This window comes from Blautia pseudococcoides, from assembly GCF_001689125.2.
Taxonomy (GTDB): Bacteria; Bacillota; Clostridia; order Lachnospirales; family Lachnospiraceae; genus Blautia; species Blautia pseudococcoides.
Genome location: NZ_CP015405.2, coordinates 5002992 through 5021457 on the forward strand (window position 1 = coordinate 5002992; position 18466 = coordinate 5021457).

The 18466-nt window shown below is 44.7% G+C and carries 15 protein-coding genes; 13 read left to right on the top strand and 2 right to left on the bottom strand.

Annotated elements, in window-relative coordinates:
• Nucleotides 1-65: 65 nt before the first annotated feature.
• From A4V09_RS23440 to A4V09_RS23450, 3 genes are all read left to right on the top strand, one after another.
• The gene (locus A4V09_RS23440) at nt 66-1256 is read left to right on the top strand and encodes a pyridoxal phosphate-dependent aminotransferase (protein ID WP_065544464.1); all 1191 of its coding nucleotides are present in this window, start codon (nt 66-68) and stop codon (nt 1254-1256) included.
• A gap of 12 nt (nt 1257-1268) precedes the next feature.
• Entirely contained in the window at nt 1269-1769 is a 501-nt protein-coding gene (locus tag A4V09_RS23445; RefSeq protein WP_065544465.1) for a COG2426 family protein, read from the top strand.
• A gap of 183 nt (nt 1770-1952) precedes the next feature.
• On the top strand, nt 1953-2423 hold the full coding sequence (locus tag A4V09_RS23450) for a DUF1700 domain-containing protein (RefSeq protein ID WP_065544466.1): 471 nt from the start codon (nt 1953-1955) through the stop codon (nt 2421-2423).
• A 13-nt stretch (nt 2424-2436) separates the two neighbouring features.
• Here A4V09_RS23450 and A4V09_RS23455 read toward each other — a convergent pair whose 3' ends face one another.
• Nucleotides 2437-3666, bottom strand: coding sequence for an ROK family transcriptional regulator (locus A4V09_RS23455; protein WP_065544467.1), 1230 nt, complete (start codon nt 3664-3666; stop codon nt 2437-2439).
• A 482-nt stretch (nt 3667-4148) separates the two neighbouring features.
• Here A4V09_RS23455 and A4V09_RS23460 point away from each other — a divergent pair, with 482 nt between their 5' ends.
• From A4V09_RS23460 to A4V09_RS26915, 7 genes are all read left to right on the top strand, one after another.
• Nucleotides 4149-5540 (top strand): extracellular solute-binding protein, encoded by a 1392-nt coding sequence (locus A4V09_RS23460; RefSeq protein ID WP_065544468.1) that lies wholly within the window; start codon nt 4149-4151, stop codon nt 5538-5540.
• A 60-nt stretch (nt 5541-5600) separates the two neighbouring features.
• Nucleotides 5601-6494, top strand: coding sequence for a carbohydrate ABC transporter permease (locus A4V09_RS23465; protein WP_065544469.1), 894 nt, complete (start codon nt 5601-5603; stop codon nt 6492-6494).
• 12 nt (nt 6495-6506) lie between these two features.
• Nucleotides 6507-7337, top strand: coding sequence for a carbohydrate ABC transporter permease (locus A4V09_RS23470; protein ID WP_065544470.1), 831 nt, complete (start codon nt 6507-6509; stop codon nt 7335-7337).
• A gap of 158 nt (nt 7338-7495) precedes the next feature.
• Complete coding sequence (locus tag A4V09_RS23475) at nt 7496-9928, top strand: alpha-mannosidase (RefSeq protein ID WP_065544471.1); 2433 nt, start codon at nt 7496-7498, stop codon at nt 9926-9928.
• A 34-nt stretch (nt 9929-9962) separates the two neighbouring features.
• Nucleotides 9963-10976, top strand: coding sequence for an ROK family protein (locus A4V09_RS23480; RefSeq protein WP_065544472.1), 1014 nt, complete (start codon nt 9963-9965; stop codon nt 10974-10976).
• Nucleotides 10951-11580, top strand: a complete 630-nt coding sequence (locus A4V09_RS23485) for a D-sedoheptulose-7-phosphate isomerase (protein WP_065544473.1) — start codon at nt 10951-10953, stop codon at nt 11578-11580. Before A4V09_RS23480 ends, A4V09_RS23485 begins: the two co-directional genes overlap by 26 nt.
• A 25-nt stretch (nt 11581-11605) precedes the next feature.
• Nucleotides 11606-11713 carry a hypothetical protein gene (locus tag A4V09_RS26915; protein ID WP_408606845.1) on the top strand — a complete coding sequence of 36 codons (108 nt, stop codon included), beginning with the start codon at nt 11606-11608 and terminating at the stop codon, nt 11711-11713.
• A 250-nt stretch (nt 11714-11963) separates the two neighbouring features.
• Here A4V09_RS26915 and A4V09_RS23495 read toward each other — a convergent pair whose 3' ends face one another.
• Nucleotides 11964-14456: a beta-mannosidase gene (locus A4V09_RS23495; RefSeq protein ID WP_065544474.1), complete on the bottom strand. Its 2493-nt coding sequence runs from the start codon at nt 14454-14456 to the stop codon at nt 11964-11966.
• Nucleotides 14457-14961: 505 nt separating this feature from the next.
• Between A4V09_RS23495 and A4V09_RS23500 the strand changes: the two genes are divergently transcribed.
• The 3 genes from A4V09_RS23500 (at nt 14962) to A4V09_RS23510 (ending at nt 18462) form a co-directional block, all read left to right on the top strand.
• Nucleotides 14962-15981, top strand: a complete 1020-nt coding sequence (locus A4V09_RS23500; protein WP_065544475.1) for a LacI family DNA-binding transcriptional regulator — start codon at nt 14962-14964, stop codon at nt 15979-15981.
• A gap of 93 nt (nt 15982-16074) precedes the next feature.
• The gene (locus A4V09_RS23505) at nt 16075-17505 is read left to right on the top strand and encodes an ABC transporter substrate-binding protein (protein ID WP_065544476.1); all 1431 of its coding nucleotides are present in this window, start codon (nt 16075-16077) and stop codon (nt 17503-17505) included.
• Between the two features lie 69 nt (nt 17506-17574).
• On the top strand, nt 17575-18462 hold the full coding sequence (locus tag A4V09_RS23510) for a carbohydrate ABC transporter permease (protein ID WP_065544477.1): 888 nt from the start codon (nt 17575-17577) through the stop codon (nt 18460-18462).
• The last annotated feature ends 4 nt before the right edge of the window (nt 18463-18466 follow it).

The window sequence follows — 18466 nt, forward strand, 5'->3', positions numbered from 1 at the left end:
GGACGGAAAATGGTATAATCGTAGGTATCCGAATAAAAGACTACATAGAAAGGAAGAGTAATGATATGATAGCAGATAAAATGGTGAATTTGGTAAAAAACAGTTCAGCTATCCGGGCTATGTTTGAGGAAGGCAAAATTATGGCCGCCAAATACGGTGCTGAGAATGTATATGATTTCAGCCTTGGAAACCCCAATGTCCCGGCGCCGGCGGAGGTGAAGCAGGCAGTCTATGAGGAGCTGGAGAAAGAAGATCCGGTTGTGCTGCACGGATATATGAACAACAGCGGATACGAGGATGTAAGGGGAGCTATCGCCGCATCCATTAATAAAAAATTCGGCACTTCTTTTGGAGAACAGAATATCATTATGACGGTAGGTGCGGCAGGAGGATTGAACGTTATCCTGAAAACCCTGTTGAACCCGGAGGACGAGGTGATCGTCATTGCACCGTATTTTGGTGAGTACAACAGCTATGTCACAAACTATGACGGTAAAATCGTGGTTGTAAGCCCGAATACAGAGACATTCCAGCCGAACCTGGAAGAACTGGAGCAAAAGATCACTGCCAGAACCAAGGCTGTGATCATCAACTCCCCCAATAACCCCACAGGTGTTGTGTACTCTGAGGATACGATCAAGAAGATGGCAGATATCCTCCGCGGAAAAGAAAAAGAGCTGGGAAGCGATATTTATCTCATTTCGGACGAGCCTTACAGAGAACTGGTTTATGATGGAATTGAGGTTCCGTATTTGACAAAATACTATGAAAATGCTATCATTGGTTATTCCTACAGCAAGTCCTTGTCCCTTCCGGGTGAGCGTATCGGATATCTGGTGATTCCGGATGAAGTGAGTGAGGCTGAGGATGTAATTGCAGCAGCGAACGTGGCTACCCGTATTCTCGGATATGTCAATGCCCCGTCCCTGATGCAGAAAGTTGTCGCAAAGTGTCTGGATGCCCAAGTAGACGTACCGTTTTATAACCGTAACCGGGAAGCCTTATACAATGGACTGAAAGAACTGGGATTTGAGTGCATTAAACCGGAAGGCGCATTCTACCTGTTCGTAAAATCCCCGGTGGAGGACGAGAAGACCTTCTGTGCGGCGGCGAAGAAGCATAATATCCTGATCGTTCCGGGATCTTCCTTTGCCTGCCCTGGTTATGTGCGGATCGCTTACTGTGTATCCTACGAAACAATCATGAATTCTATGCCTGGCTTCAAAGCCCTGGCTGAAGAATTCCAGGTAAAGTAACAGGAGGTTTTAATGGAATCCGTAGTACATTGGTTTGCTGAAAACATGCCGTCCTTCCTGACACCGGAAGCAGCCGTCTTTTTGATTTCCATGGTTCCCATACTGGAGCTGAGGGGCGGACTTTTACTGGCAACCGTATTGAAAATTCCCATGCTTCAGGCTGTCATTGCCTGTATTCTGGGGAATATCATCCCTATCCCGTTCATTCTGCTTTTTATCAGACAGATTTTTAAGTGGCTGAAGAAGACAAAAGTGTTTCGCCCTCTGATCGAGAAGCTGGAAAAAAGGGCCATGGGAAAGAGTGACAAGATTAAAAAATATGAGTTCTGGGGACTTGTTCTGTTTGTGGGAATCCCGCTGCCGGGTACCGGAGCATGGACAGGAGCTTTGATCGCATCCCTTCTGGAAGTGGATTTGAAGAAGTCCGTTCCCGCCATTTTGCTGGGACTCTGTATAGCCACGATCATCATGTGCTTTTTGGGATATGGAGCGCTTGGTTCCGTATTACGTTAGAATTGAGGTCACCCTGTGGGAAACTGTTGATGCAGTTTCCGCAGGGAGTTTTTATATTTGGGAAATCCCCGGCAGTGACAAGCGGATTTTTCTTTTCTTTTAATAAAAACTTTAATGATTTATCATTACTTTTTGGGAAAGATATGATAAGATGGCGGTATAACAGGAAAGGATTTTGATGCCATGAGCAAACGAGAATTTTTAGAGGTACTGCGGGAAACGCTAGCTTCAGAGCTTCCTCAAAATGTGGTAAATGGACATGTACAATATTACGACCAATATATAAGCGATGAGACAAAAAAAGGTGCATCTGAGGCGGAGGTGACAGGACGCCTGGGAGATCCCCGGCTGATCGCCCGCACGATACTGGAGACTTCCGGCGCGTCCGGCACTGGTCACCAGGAAGGTCATGGGAGCCAGTCTTCATACAACCAGACCACCTACAGCCAGAGCGGGAGTGAGAGCTCCGGCGGCGGTTTCCACCATGTGCAGGAAAAGATGCACAATAACCCAACCGTACATCTGGCGCTGGGGATTTTGATCGTGCTGGGTGTGATCGCTCTGATCATCAGTATTGTCAGTGCGCTTTTACCGGTGGTGCTCCCTATTGTGGCAGTTTTGATCCTGCTTTCCTTCCTGCGCAGAAGGATGTAGCACCATTTATGCGTTATAGTGTCTCCAGTTCCAGCAGTGCCAGATGACCGCTGAAAACCTTGTCCGCTGCCAGGGCTACGGAGCCAATGAGCGGGGCGTTGCCTCCGAATGTGGAATGGAGGATAGAAAGAGGATTGAATTTGGCTGTCAGGGTAATTCTGGAGAGTTTGTGATACAGCAGATCCTCGATGATGGTGTTGGTTCCATCAGAATCATACCCCACGATGATCGTGGAGAGGTTGAGCAGGTTCAGGGTGTTGCTGAGGGAATAGGCGATGTAGGAGCAGAATCCCTCCAGCGCGGTGACTGCAAGGGGGTCCTGCTGATTGCCACAGGATATAATATCCAGCCAGCCTGGTGTCTTGGGGATGGATAAGGGAGAGCTGGGGTAAAAGGGGGCAAGTTCCTTTATCCTTTGCTGCAGGTTATCCAGGTTGGCATATAGATCCAGACATCCCCGGTTGCCGCAGGCACAGAGGGGGCCGTCAAAATTAATAGAGGTATGGCCTATCTCGCCGCTCTGCCCCGAATCCCCGTCATATAGAGCATGATTCAAAATAAAACCGGCTCCGATTCCATTCATAATATGAAGATAAGCAAAATTAGATATGGAGGTGCCCGATCCAAACAGTTTTTCTGAAAAAGCCCCTGCTGTGGCGTCGTTCACCAGAAATACAGGCAGGCCGGTCTTTTCACTGATGATAGAAACAATGGGCAGATTCTCGATACCATAGAAATAAGGGGGATTCAGTATGATTCCCTTTGAGGAATCCAATGGCCCAAGGGAAGCGATACCAATTGCAATGATACGCCGTTTCGTGCTTTCCGCACATTCTGAATAGGCTTTTGTTAAAATCTGAAGCAGGTCTTCTGAGCTGTCCAGTGTGTCATAAGGATAATCCACCTGTTTAAAAATCCTGCCGCCCAAATCAGAGAGAATGATCTGAAACAGTTTTCTTTTGATCAGCATCCCGCAGATACAGGGGGAGTTTTGGGCCAGGGTAAGAAGGATAGGTCTGCGTCCGTAAATTGCAGAAGTATTATTGGAAACATTTATGGTTTCTTCTGCCAGACCGGAGCTGAGCAGTTCTGTAACAATGTTGCCTACCGTCATTTTTGACAGCCCGGTACTCCGGGCAATATCCACTCTTGAAATTCCACTGCTTGTTGCTATATGCTTTAAAACAAGCATTCTATTTTTCGATTTCACGTCCTGAATATTTGATCCGGTTTTTTCCATCATATAATACCGCCTTTATATAGTAAATTTGCAGCTGTCCGGCACCCTTACGGTTACAGGCAAAAATCCGTACAGAATCGTCATTGGCGATGGGAGTTTTGCCTGGACGCAAAATGCTTTCCTGCGGTCAGCACAGGGAATGCGCAGATCTACCGAACAGTTACAGAAATCAGACTTTGCGTTTGTGGGAGAGCAGGCAGAAAAGAAGCATAAAACCCCATAATGCATAGTGACTTTGTATTCTTAAATTCATTATAGTATAGATGTTAATAAAAGGCAATAGTACGGATAGTTTACTTATATACCGGTAATATAGGTATAAAAGATGAAAACTGTACAAATTATTTGCTGAATAAATGTTAAAAATGTCGAAATGCACATTATATAGTAAAATAAATTGACTTTATAGTAAAACGATGTTACTATGTACTCATCAAAAAGAGAAACCAGAAAGCTGGTTTTGGTGTAAAGGAGGAGGTATTTATATGTTTAAAAAGAAAATTGCAGGTCTGTTGGCAGCGATGATGTGTGTGTCATTGGTTGGATGCGGAAGCGGGGGTGATAAACCGGCAGATGAGACAAAAAAAGCAGAGACAGAGGAAAGCGGCGGCAGTTCCGCTGAGTCTGACGTGATCAAGATGGCTGTGGGGGCAGACCGTGTTGAATTTTACAGAGGGCTGGCAGATGAGTATGAGAAGCAGAACCCGGGAAAGAAGGTGGAGATCATTGAAATCGTCAATGGCTCTGACATGTACACAAAAATCACAATGATGATGCAGTCAAAGGAGACATCTCCTGATTTAATAACCGAGGATGGGTTTATGATCATGTCTGACGCGGAGGCCGGTTATCTGGAACCGCTGGATGAATTTATGAAGAATTGGGAGGATGCGGGCCAGTTTGAGGAGGCTATCCTGGACGGCGCCAAAGGTGCTGACGGTGTGCAGTACGGGGTTCCGTTTTCCACGGACACTCAGTGTCTCTGGTATGACAAGAAGCTGATGGAGGAAGCAGGGGTTTCTGTACCTTTCCAGCCAAAGAACTGGGATGAGATCATTGAGGCCGGCAAAAAGCTGAAAGAGGTTGGAGGCGAAGGATTTATCCCATTTTTCCTGTATGCATCCAAAACTTCACCGGAGGAGACCTCTATGAGAACCTTCCAGGAGCTTTACTCAGGAACAGGCGGAACCTTATATGATTTTGATACAAAGAAATGGGTTGTTGATAAAGAGAATTTACTGAAGGTCTATAATTTTGTAAATGATGTTTACAATGTGGAGAAAATCGGTGCGCCTCTCAGTATTGTATCACAGCAGAAGGTGGAAGACCTTTTCGTTAGTGATTATATGAAAAACGGAAAATTGGGCATGATCTTCACGGGAAGCTGGGTACCCGGAAACTGGGGAGAGGGAAGAACCTATGAATGGCCGGAAGGTCTTGATACCTGGGCGGCTGCTAAGATTCCCACATATGACGGAAGCGGTGACGGTTTCAGCACCATGTCCGGCGGCTGGACCTGGGCGATTCCAAAGAATGCCAATAATAAAACCGGCGGGGAAGAACTTCTGAAATTCATTGCAGGGAAAGAAAGCCAGCTTAAATACGCCATGTACTCAGGAGACCTGGCTGTGCGTAAAGACGTGATGGAGGATGAAACATACTTATCACAGAAAATGTCTGTAGTAAAAGAGGCCGGCGAGATGCTGCCGTATGCACATTTCAGACCGTCCGTAGAGGGATATTCCACTCTGACAACCATGTTTACAGAGGTGGTGGAGAGTATTGCCATGGGAAGCGCTAGTCCGGATGATGCGGCAGCGGCTTTTGAGTCAGAGATGAAAAGAATTGTGGGCGAGGAAAACGTGACTGTGAAATAAAGGATCTACATTCAGCTTGGAGCATTGCTCCAAGCTGAATCTTTAAAGGAGAGACTGAGGATGGTTGGAACAAGAAATCAAGAAAAACGAAAGATATGGAAGACGGCACTTTTTTTCTCCCCATCAATTTTACTGCTTGGCGTATTCTTTATAGGCCCCATGATCATGACTGTCTTTTTTTCTTTTACGGACATTTCACTGACGGGAAGTTCCGCACAGGCAATGAGATTCGTAGGGTTCAGGAATTTTATTGAGATTTTCAAAGACCCGAAACTTCTTACTGTATTAAAGAATACGATGGTATTTTTGGTGTTTTCAGGTATTATTGGGCAGCAGTGTCTGGGATTTCTGCTGGCATCCCTAATGAGAGGGAAGAACAGACTGGTTCGGAAATTTGTCGGCTTTACAGTAGTGGCAGGCTGGATCACCCCGGAAGTGATCGCGGCATTTATGTTCAGCTCCTTTTTTGCCGATGCAGGTACATTGAATAAGATCACGGGTATTTTGGGGATATCGCCGGTTTCCTGGCTCTTTACATTTCCCATGGCCTGTGTTGTCATAGCAAATATATGGAAAGGATCAGCCTATTCCATGATGATGTTCCAGGCATCCCTGGATAACATATCAGATGATATTGTGGAGGCAGCTAAAATTGACGGTGCCAATGGATTTCAGATATTGCTCAGAATTACACTGCCCATGATAAAAAGCACTATGGCCACTACATTCGTGATCGTGACATTGTCAACCTTGGGAGCATTTGGCCTTGTGTTTGCCATGACAGGAGGCGGACCGGCTATTATGACAACAACACTTTCTATATTTATGTATCAAAAAGCGTTCATTGCATATCAGATAGGATACGGCATGGCCATTGCCCTTTTTATTCTGGCGATCGGGATTCTGCTGAGTCTTGTATATATCAGGCTGATTCGTGCAAACGACGGCAATTAGGAGGGGATCATCATGAAGAAAAACAAGAAAAACGTACAGAAAATTATTCCCTATATGATCTTGCTGATAATTGCAGGCGCATTTTTGCTTCCACTTCTGTGGCTGGTATTTGCTGCTTTTAATCCGGAAGCCAGTCAGGCGTTCGCAGTGCCAAAGCATATGAGTGTTGAAAATTTCAGGGTCATCCTCACAGATGCCAAAAACCAGAGGGGGTTCCTGAACAGTTTGTTTATTTCTGTTGTACAGACAGGCGTTGTTCTGGTGTGTTCCCTGCTGGCAGCATATCCCCTGTCAAGATATGAGCTGAAGACAGGACAGAAGATCACCATGGGGATGCTGTTCCTGACCTCTATTCCCATAACAGCGGTGATGGTGCCTGTTTATCAGATGTTTATTATGATGAAGCTGGTTGATTCCTTGTGGGGAACTATTATCTTCCTTTCAGCATCAGGGCTTCCCTATGGCATCTGGATGATGAAAAATTTTCTGGACGGGGTATCCGTTGATCTGGAGGAGGCGGCGTGGATTGACGGTGCGTCCGCAGTCAAGAGTATGATACATGTGGTGCTGCCGCTGATGCTTCCCGGTTTATTTACAGTTGCCATGTTCACATTTGTGGGGAGCTGGGGAAACTTTTTTGTACCGCTCATTTTACTGCAGTCCACAGAGAAAATACCGGCTGCCGTGAATATTTACCGCTTCTTTGGGGAACGCGGACAGGTTATCTATGGACAACTGGCGGCTTATTCCATTGTCTACATGCTTCCTGTATTTGTTTTATATTTCTTTTCACAAAACTATATGTCAAAGGGATTTGCAATGACCGGAGCCTCAAAAGGCTGACTGCGATCACCTGCACGTTACGGTTCACTCCGTGGCCGGCAACACGCTTCCCCGTGCACAGATATGGAGCATACTGAGCCAGGAACTTACTGTCGGGCTTGAGGATGGAAGCGTAAGAACCGTAATGTCTATATTTCTAAGATTGGGAGGTTACAATTATGAAAAAATTGTATATGATCGGAAATGCGCATCTGGACCCTGTATGGCTTTGGCCGTGGCAGGAGGGATTCCAGGAAAATAAAGCCACCTGCAGATCAGTGCTGGAACGGCTGAGTGAATATGAGGATGTAATATTTACGTCAAGTTCCGCGCAGTTTTATGAGTGGATCGAAAAAAATGATCCGGAGATGTTTGCAGAGATTGAAAAGAGAGTAAGGGAAGGCCGCTGGGTGATCTGCGGGGGCTGGTGGGTGCAGCCGGACTGCAATATTCCCTGTGGGGAATCGTTTGCCCGCCATGCCCTGCTTGCCCAGAATTATTTTAAAGAGAAATTTGGTGTGACTGCCAAAACCGGATATAATGTGGACAGCTTTGGACATCAGGGTATGATGCCTCAGATTCTGCAGTTGTCAGGCATGGAAAATTATGTGTTTATGCGTCCGGGGCCTCATGAAAAGGGTCTGCCCGCCAGAAATTTTATTTGGGAATCAGATGATGGCTCAAAGGTGCACGCTTTTCGGCTTCCATTTTCCTACTGTACGTTCGGCAGGCTGGAGGACCATATGAGGGCTTGCAAGGAAGAGTTTGACGCCGGTGTGGATGAGCTGATGTGTTTTTATGGTGTGGGAAACCATGGAGGCGGCCCAACCATCGAAAATATTGAGACTGTGAAAAAGCTTCAAAAGGAATGGGATGACATCCAGATTATCTTTGCTGACCCGGATTTTTACTTTGAGAAACTCAGGGAAAGAAAATATGAACTTCCGGTAGTACATGGAGACTTGCAGCATCATTCCAGTGGCTGTTACAGTGCGGAATCTCAGGTGAAGCGTTACAACAGGAAGGCGGAGAATGCTCTTTTGAGGGCAGAAAAATTTTCTGTTATGTCAAAGCTTATTACCGGACATGGCTATACGGAGGGACTGACAGAGGGATGGAAGCGTGTCCTGTTTAACCAGTTCCATGATATCCTGGCAGGGACCAGTATTCAAAAGGCATATGAAGATACCAGAAATGAATTCGGGGAGGCGCTGTCGATCGCAGCCAGAAACGAGAATAACAGCCTGCAGGCCATCTCCTTCCATATTGGAATTGAGCAGGAAGAGAATATGCTTCCTGCAGTGGTGTTTAATCCCCATGGATGGGAAGTGGAGGAATACGTGGAAGTGGAGACAGGAATGTTCGGCAATTCCTGCAGAGGAGAATCTTATATTGTAAAAGACAGCAGCGGCCATGTGGTACCGTCACAAAAAATTTCTTCCGATGCTAAGGTGAACGGAAGAAACCGCATTGTGTTTCAGGCTTGTGTGCCCTCCCTTGGTTATGCTGTGTTCCGCATTTATGCAGTGGAGCCGGAACAGGAGCAGGAACATGCCCCTTGTGCACTGGTTTTGGAAAATGAAAAAGTCCGTGTACAGTTTGAGGAGAAGACAGGGGCAATGGTTTCAATCTGGGATAAGGAAAACAAGATTGAATACTGCGACGGGGTTTTCGGAAGAGCTGTGGTAGTTAAGGACAATTCGGATACGTGGAGCCATGGTGTCACAAGGTTTCATGAGACAGAGGGATTCTTTGTCCCGCAGTCCGTGAAAAAGACAGAGGACGGGCCGGTAAGGAGCAGTATCCGGGTCATCAGCAAATACAAAAATTCCACACTGGTACAGATATATACATTATATAAGGAAGACAGTTCTGTCAGGGTGTCTGCAAAAATCAATTGGCAGGAAAACTTCCGGTGTGTAAAAATCCAGTTCCCGGTTGCGCTGGACCAGTACAGAGGAATATACGAGATTCCATTTGGCTGTATTGAGAAAGCCTGCAATGGGGAGGAGGAACCGGTACAGCGCTGGATGGACCTATCAGGAATGCAGGAGGGCAATCATAAGGTTATCTGTGGGGTGGGTATTTTAAATGACTGTAAATACAGTGCCTGCATGGAGCACAACTGCATGGAAATGACAGTTTTGAGAAGTCCTGTGTATGCACATCATAATCCTTATATTCTGGATGAGGAGGAGGATGACTATCAGTTCACAGACCAGGGAATACAGAATTTCTGTTATACCATCGTTCCCCATCTGGGAACTGGGAAAGAGGCACATCTGGTGCAGCGGGCAGAAGAATTAAACCAGCCCTGTGTCACAGTCATAGAGACGTATCACAAAGGTGACTATCCCCAGAAGGCAGAACTCATGACAGTGAGTGAGTCCCATGTGGTGCTGTCTGCCCTGAAAAAGGCGGAGAAGGACAGGGGATATATTGTCAGGCTTTATGAGACAGAGGGAAAGGAATGCAGGGCTGATATTTGTCTGCATTTCCTTGAAAAAACCATTCATGCGGAGTTTAAACCGTATGAGATCAAAACATTTTTTGTCAGTGAATCCATGGATGCAGAGCCTTCCAAGGTGAATTTCCTGGAATGGGAAGAGTGATGCCCCAATAGAATGCCTGCGAGGAGATTGAAATATGAAAGACGACTATGTGATCGGTATTGATATAGGCGGCACAAAATGCGCAGTGGTGCTGGGTGAAGCTGGAAAAGCGGACGAGGACTGCCGGGTGTTGGACAAAGTATGCTTTGCTACAGAGGCTAAGAGAGGGCCGGATTGTGTGATCCGGGATTTATTTGGTGCAGTCCGGGCACTGCTTGGAAAAAACCATATTTGGAAAGAGCGGCTGCAGGCAATAGGCATAAGCTGCGGAGGCCCCTTGGATCATATAAAGGGGGTGGTGAAAAATCCCCCCAATTTATATGGATGGGACAATATACCTATTGTGGATATTATGGAAAAGGAGTTTCAGGTTCCCGCATACATACAGAATGATGCCAATGCCTGTGCGCTGGCCGAATGGAAATTCGGGGCAGCCAGAGGATATCAGCATGTGATATTCCTTACATATGGCACAGGTATGGGCGCCGGCCTTATACTGGATGGAAAACTGTATAATGGCGCTAACAATATGGCCGGGGAAGTCGGACATGTGAGAATGACAGAGAGCGGTCCTGTGGGGTTTGGCAAATCCGGTTCTTTTGAAGGGTTCTGCAGCGGCGGAGGAATTGCCCAGATCGCCAGGATGAAGGTGCTGGAGAAGCTGCAGATAGGTGAACGCCCATCTTTTTGCCAGAGCTTTGAACAGATTGAGGAATTGTCAGCTAAGACGGTAGCTCTTGCTGCAAAGAGTGGTGACCCTCTGGCGCTTGATATTTATAAAACCAGTGGATACTATCTGGGAAGAGGACTTGCAATCCTTATAGATATTCTGAATCCGGAGATTATTGTGCTGGGAAGCGTCTATGAAAGAAGTGAAGATTTGTTATGGCCATGTGCGCAGAGAGTGATCGAGCAGGAGGCTTTGGCTATTTCAAGAGAAGGATGCAGGATCGTACCCGCAAAACTGGGAAATAAAATCGGTGATTATGCGGCACTTTCCGTGGGGATCCAGGGAGGTAAAAATGGGCAGAGAGTGTGCAGTGTATGAAAAATTCCAGGAGGATCATCCTGTTTTGAAGGACCAGCCTGTTTGGGCAGCTTTTGAGCTGCTTCTGCAGAGCTGCCGAAGCGGTGGAAAAATCCTGGTCTGCGGAAATGGAGGCAGTGCATCGGATTCGGAACATATTGTGGGAGAACTGATGAAAGGCTTTCTGCTGAAGCGCGAACTGCCGGATGAGGAGAAGGAAAAGTTCAGGAACCTGGAAGGGGGAGAGGCCTTATCAGGGAGGCTGCAGCAGGGGATTCCCGCTATTTCCCTTAACAGCTATACGTCTTTGATGACAGCAGTGGGAAATGATACCTCTTTTGATATGATATTCGCGCAGCAGGTATATGCTTACGGACAGCAGGGGGATGTGCTCATAGCCATCACTACATCCGGAAACTCTGCAAATATTGTGGAGGGAGCGAAGACCGCGAAAGTAAAAGGGATGAAAGTGTTGGGAATCACAGGGGAGAAGGAATCCGTGCTCTCAAAATATTGTGATATATGTTTTCGGATGCCGTCAGCAGAGACGTACCGCGTTCAGGAGTATACCCTGCCCCTGTATCATACGCTGTGTGCCATGCTGGAGGAGGCAGTTTTTGGATAATAGTTTGAAAACTTCCGCGGGGGTGATGAAAAATGGTTGGTCTTTCTGGGTTTGTGACGGGGCTGTGGCAGGCACTACAAGCCAGGCTAGGCGTATTGAGACGATCCAAGTTCAGAACAGACTAACTCAATAACAAACGGGCGAGAATTCCAACGCCGCCCGGTTTCTTTATAAATACAAAGGGAAACACCTTGCAGGAGAGCTACAGGGTGTTTCGAGGGGAGTAAAAATAATTAAATAAGGGGATTTAAGCCAGGCGGTCTGTCCGAGTTTTTCCGGGTATAGACGGCCTTTTTTGCGGTTTCCTGTTTGTTATGTTGTAGTGGTTTCTGGATATAGTTGTGTCAGATATTTTCAAAATAGAGATGGCGCTGTGTATTAGGCTAACAGCAAGTTCTTCCAATATCATAGACACTTCTAATACGAAGTTCTTCCGGTTTACCTCTGAGAATTTTGACTCTTCGTATTCCACTGTTCATATCGAAATAGTTATCTTCCAGTACCAGGTCTTCCTTTTTGTTCAGGATTTCCACACTTTTGGCATAAGTGTCCGCCTCAACTATGATTTCATTTCCTTTAATTGTTGCCTGAAGATTTGGATTTAGGTAGTTAAAGTATTTGGGATAGGAGAAAATCACAGTTCCCTGTGAGAAAATTTCATTATTTTCCGCTGCTTCATAGCTGATATACTGATTGAACACGTCTATTTCAGGTAAAAGAACCTTATCAAGCCAGTAAGCAGAAAATGGGGCCACTGTAATTTCCTGTAGTTCTTCTTTGACAATTGAAGCATCAGCATTGCGCAGTGCCCATTTTACGGTTACATGACGTTGGAGGGTGGTTTCATTTGTTACATTAAGATGAATAGATTTCTCAAAAGCAAAGTGCTGTCGGTTCATGTCTGCTGAGGCTGTCATCCAGTTCTGCTCCTCGCAGGAGATCATCACAGGGGCAAAGAAGCGTTTGGCGTAATAATGAAGTGCTTTCCACCGCCCGTAATAATCTATGGAGGACCAGGAGGTTACAGGCCAACAGTCGTTTAACTGCCAGTATACGGCTCCCATACACCTTCCTCTGTTTCTTCTGAAGTGTTCCACCCCATAGCGGATGCCGTCAGCCTGTAAAAGCTGTGAGGCATATATCATAGAGGAAAAGTCGTATGGATACTTATAAGTTTGCTGGAGATATCCCATTATTTTACCATTTGCCCCGTTATTCCGCTGATGCTTTTCCATAACATAGGAGAATATATTCCAATCATCCGGATCATCGCTTATGCCCTCTTGAATGGTTTTCACAGAAGGTAAAGCCTGAAAGCCGAACTCTGAGAGGTAACGGAAAAAGTATTTTCTGTATTCGGAAAACGGCTTGTTTCCATGCCACACCTGCCAGAAATGAACATCTCCTCTGTCCGGGTCCTGAGGCGCGTCAAAAGAACCACCTGAGGAGGGACTGGAGGGCCAGTAGAACGTATCTGGGTCATATTGCTTCAGAACCTGGGGGATAATCCGCTCATACATAAATAAATAGTCCCGGACCTCAGAGGGCTTCGATACCCATTCTCCGTCATTTACAAAAGATTCCATTTCATTGTTGCCGCACCACAGTCCCAGACAGGCATGGTGGCGGATACGCTTAATATTGTCAATAAATTCTTGGGTAATGTTTTCTTCAAATTCTGGTGTCAGCTCATATACTGAGCAGGCAAACATAAAGTCTTCCCATACAATCAGACCAAGCTCATCACAAAGATCAAAAAATTCATCATCAGGATAATAACCACCGCCCCATACACGGACGCTGTTGAAATTAGCCAGTTTACAGTCAATAAGAAGCTGGCGTCTTTTTTCAGAACTGATTCTTCCCAGAAGGTGTTCCTCAGGAATGTAGTCTGCGCCCATAGCAAACACTTTGATACCGTTTATCTCATGAGCAAAGGAGTTTCCCCATTCATCCGCTTCCGTAGACATAGTCAGGGTACGCAGTCCGATTTTCTTTTGCCACTGATCAAGGATATTTCCTTTATATGTAAGGGCCAGGGTGACCGTGTAAAGGGGCTGTTCTCCAAGTCCGTTGGGATACCAGAGCTTCGGGGATTGGATGTCTGCCTCTATCGGGTTCTCCGTCAGGATAACGGAAGTGCCGTCAGGGTCGGTTATAGTGACGGAATAGGAAAAATCCGGGCTGTCGGGAGTATTTAGCTCTTTCAGTGTACAGAAGTTGTTTAAATTATCTGCGCATAGAAAGGTGGGAGAGAATTTAAGGGTTACTTTATCGCTCTCATGTCTTTGGGTTATATACATGGAATCAATTCGTGCTTTTGTAATACCCAGGAGTGTGACATCGCGGAAGATTCCGGCATCTGGTAAGTGTGCACCCCAGTCCCAGCCGTACATGTAATGAGCTTTGCGGATATGGCTGAAACCGTCCCAAGCATCCTCGGTGCCTCTTGTAGGGCATTGGTCAAAGGCTTTCTCTGCCGCCAGTAAAGGTGAGTGGAGTACAACCTGCAGTTGGTTTCCATCTTCTTTTAAATGAGAGGTTATATCAAATTCCCAGGTGCGGTGCATGTTTATAGTTTTTCCGAGATGAACGTTGTTGAGATAAATATCACCTAGAGTATCAATCCCGTCAAAATGCAGAAATACAGTATCCTCTTTGAGAAGTTCCTTTGAGGGAGTGAAGGTACAGGTGTAAATGAAGTCATCGTTTATTACATCCCTTACAAGGTCTTCGTTTCCTTTCCAGTAAGGCTGGGGTATCTGTCCGTTTTCTGCCAATACGGTGTAGATACTGGTAGGGACAGAGGCAGGGAATACTTCTGCGGAGCCTTTTTTCTGCAGGAGCCATTGGGCATTTAAAGATTGTTTTATCATCGTCTTCCTCCTAAATGTTTACGAATATAGAATTATTGAATTTCACTTAAAAGCGGGGAGAGAGAATCTTCTGAATCCTGGTATATTCCCTGAAAAGAATTATGGAAAATCCATGTTTCATCATATAAGAACCCTCCTGATCGGTAATCTACAAAAGAAAACGATTTAGTTACATCTTCAGGTATAATCGGGCAGATTGTATAGAAAATATGTATTTGAACCCAAATACAAGGCGATTATAACAAGAAAAATAAAATAATACAAGAGAAAATAAAGTAAATAAGAAAAAAATTCTTAAAATTACGAAAAGTTTTCGTAAAAATATAATCGAAAAAATGAAAATATATAAGATTTAGCAAAAGAAAAGATAGGAAATCAAAAGTATATCTGTAACTATTGCACAAAAAAATGGCAATTACGAAAACAATATTGCGAAAATATAGTTTATAAACGACAATATTAGTTAAGAAAACGATTTGGTAATTGAAGAAAGAGATGGAAGCAGATGAAGGAGAATATTTCACTAAAAGATATAGCCAGAATGTGCAATGTTTCTATTTCTACAGTCAGTAAAGCCATGAATGACAGGCCGGATATCAGCAGTATAAAGAAGGCGGAAATACGCAAAGTGGCAAAGGAAATGGACTATGTACCAAATTATATGGCATCAACGTTGAAAAGTAAACATACAAGGAACATCGGAGTATTGCTGTCTGAGACAACGGGGCAGGGGCTTATGCATGAACATTTAGCAAGAATTCTGAACAGCTTTAAGGATACGGTAGAAGAAAGAGGATATGTATTGACCTTTTTAAATGCCAGTAGTTCTCCCAACAGGCTTTCCTATATGGAACAGTGTAAGTACATGAGGTTTGACGGAGTGTTTATTCTTTGTGCGGATTATCACCTAAGCGAGGTCAGAGATCTTCTGGTTTCCAATATACCATTGGTGGTTGTAGATCATGTACTTCCCAAGCATATCAATATTGCTTCTAATCAGCGTGGAGATATGCGCAGACTGCTACAGTTCGTTTATGAGAGAGGACATAGGAGAATTGCTTATATTCATGGTCAGAACTGTGAAGTTACAAGAGATAGGCTGGAAGCTTACAAGAACTTTATGAGGGTGCACGATCTTCCTTTGGTGAGAGCGTATATATATAGCTGTCCTTACCGTGATGTGGAGCGTGCCGCGGCTTTTACCAGAGCAATTCTATCTGTGCCTGAGAAGCCCACATGTATTCTGTATCCAGATGATTTGACAGCAGTAGGAGGGATGGGCACTATACAGGAAATGGGTATTCGTGTGCCGGAAGATATATCTATTGCCGGGTATGATGGTATAAGCATTGCAAGCATTATCAGACCCAGAATTACGACGATTAATCAAGATACAGTTTCTATGGGAATACAGGCAGGCAATAAGCTGATCAACAGAATAGAATTTCCCGAAATGGAAACAAAAGGAGAAACGGTTGTGGTGGACGGAAGAGTGGAGCCGGGAGAGTCGGTTTCTGTTATATAATGTCTGCCGAAGCAGTGTTAAAGATTATAGTCAGTAGCACGTTCTACTGGTTATAGATAGAGAGATTAAATATATTTACAGGAGGAGATTAAAATGAAAAAGCGCGGTAAAATGATCAGTATCTTATTGAGCACAGCGGTAGCGGCAAGTATGCTGGCAGGTTGCGGAGGAAGCGGAGAAACTAAGGAGAACAAGGAAAGAGCAGAGTCACAGAGCGATGAAAAAGAAAGTGAAAAAGATGACTCAGCATTAGCAGAGGGTGCGGACAATGAACTGGGTTATAAAGGTGAGCTCTCTCTTATGCATTATTCTACTTCAGAAGAATCAGAAGGAAATGGAGGCTCTGACGGATTCCGTTCTGTAATTGCTCAGTGGGAGAAGTCACATTCTGATATTACACTGAATCAAAGCGTACTTTCTAATGATGATTATAAGACACAGATTGCTACACAGGCAGCAGCAGATGACCTGCCGGATATATTTCTGCTTCAGGGAATGAATACAAGAGCCTGGGCAGAGCAGGGGCTTGTTTTGGATATGACAGATATTATTAAGGAATCGCCTTACTATGATTCCTACAATACAGATTTTTTTACTCCGTTTACAGTGGATGGAAAAACTTACGGGTTTCCGGTTTTGACAACAGGTACCTGTACAGTTGTAATGTATGACAAACAGGCATGGAAAGATGCGGGATATGATTCTTTTCCGGATAACTGGGAGGACGTAAAGGAGGCTGACAAATACTTTAAGGAAAACGGGTTTTCTGAAACTATTGCATTTGGAAACGGAGGCAAATGGCAGATTAATTCCTGCTTCTTGTCTGTTATCGGAGACCGTTTTACAGGCAGTGACTGGTTCCAGTCTTTAGTTGACAAGGGAGGAGCTTCTTTTGAAGATCAGAAGTTTGTGGATGCATTGACATTTACACAGGATATTTTTGCATCGGGAATCTTTAATGAAGATTTCAATGCTATTGGAAACGAGGATGCCCGTGAATACTATATTTCACAGGATGCTCCTTCTTATATCTGTGGTAACTGGGATGTAAGCTATATCCAGGCAACCTTAAAGGAAGAGGACCCTGAGCTTTATAAAAACACAGGTTTTGCAGTTCTTCCTCAGCCGGAAGAAGCAGATGGTGCTTCAGATACACAGAATATCGGACTGGGATATGCAGTGGCAATTAGTGCAAAGCTTGCAGATGACCCGGACAAGCTTGCGGCAGCAATTGATTTTGCAGAATATGTAACAGGACCTGCATTTGCAAAGTATGTGGGAGAAAATTATGCTCTTCAGGGACTTACACAGACAGAAGTGGATTTAAGTGGTTTTGACCAGTATACGCAGGATTTCTATAATTATTCTTATGTAGATACAGAAACATGTGAAATCTACGATTCTTATATCAACAGTGCAGTTTGGGAAGTGCTTAATACAGAAGTACAGAGTATGTTAAATGGGGATACAACACCTGAAGAGGTTGTTAAGAAGACACAGGCTGCATACGAAGAAAATTATTGATTTTCAACATTGTCAGCAGAAGGGGCGGCGTAAGCGTCAGCCCCTTTTCAAGTAAAAGGAGGCAGTTTTATGTTATCAAAAAAGCCAAAGACCCAAGTGATTATAGGGTACCTGATTATTCCTTTATTATTGTACATATTCGCCGTATTTGTACCTTTAGGCACTTCTTTGTTTTACAGCTTATTTGAGTGGAAAGGCGGTCCTAATAAGAGCTTTATCGGATTAGAAAACTATGTGACTCTGCTGAAGGATACTACCTTCTGGCAGGCATTTGGTCATAATATTTATCTGGTTATTTTGTGTGTTATCGGGCAGGTGGGGATTGCATTTGTATTTGTCATGGTTATCAGCACACGGTTTATAAAGGGAAAAGGAGTTCACAGAACCTTCGGATTTTTCCCCAGTACGGTTTCCGCTGTAGCGGTAGGTTTTATCTGGACGATGATGTATGACAACAGAAGGGGTATTCTTAACTGGTTTCTGGAAACTATGGGACAGGAGGACAAGACCCAGGTGTGGCTGAATAACCCAAAGCTTGTTATGACCCTGGTAGCTATTCCTTTGATTTGGCAGTTTATTGGATATTATATGATCATTCTGCTGTCCGCAACCTCTGCTATTGATAAGGAGATTCTGGAGTCGGCAGAATTGGACGGAGCAACGGCATTTCAGCGTGCTATTTATGTGGTTATGCCTATGATTAAAAATACCATTGCTGTGTGTATTGTTCTCTGTGTATCAGGTAATATGAAGGCATTCGATAATATTTATGTTATGACAGCCGGAGGTCCGGGTAATTCTTCTATGGTTATGGCAATGTATGGGTATACGGTGTCCTTTAAACAGCAGAATATGGGATACGGAAGTGCTATTTCTGTAGGTATCTTTGTACTTGGTATGTTGATCATCGGACTCATGCAGTTCTTCCAGAGTGCAGTCATCAGGGAAAAGGAGTAATAGA